Source organism: Aneurinibacillus sp. UBA3580, assembly GCF_002375825.1.
GTDB classification, from domain to species: domain Bacteria; phylum Bacillota; class Bacilli; order Aneurinibacillales; family Aneurinibacillaceae; genus Aneurinibacillus; species Aneurinibacillus danicus.
Genome location: NZ_DFMZ01000079.1, coordinates 1 through 397, shown reverse-complemented (window position 1 = coordinate 397; position 397 = coordinate 1). Strand labels below are relative to the sequence as shown.

Genomic DNA, 397 nt, shown 5'->3' with positions numbered 1-397 from the left:
CGCTTGCGGATACACGAGCCGCAGCACCACCCATGCGCCATGGTCCATGCCCCGTTCCGTGTCTGCGCGGCTTGCAATTCCTTGTGTATCCAGCAGCGTACGCACTTTTTCCGCAAGCGCCTTTTCCCCCTTAGCCGGATACACGATTTTGTACATTTCTTCAGGAAAACCGTAAAAATCATAAATCATATCGTACTTCTCTACAGCGCTTACTGTTTGCACCGGCGCTTCCCAGTGTGCGGAAAACAATACAATGGCACGTGGGCGAGGCAGCTTCGTTCTAAGCTCCTGCAGCATCTTTGTATATCCGTTGTCTTCCAATACAAGTGTCGGTGCCCCGTGTGCGATGAATAATGAAGGCATCATGCTATTTCTCCCCTTTTTCTGTGAAAATCGT

At 50.4% G+C, this 397-nt stretch carries 1 protein-coding gene; it reads right to left on the bottom strand.

From position 1 onward, the window contains the following. Positions 1 to 366: DODA-type extradiol aromatic ring-opening family dioxygenase (locus B2899_RS12020; RefSeq protein WP_286886082.1), on the bottom strand; the 366-nt coding region annotated here is incomplete at its 3' end. Positions 367 to 397: the final 31 nt, after the last annotated feature.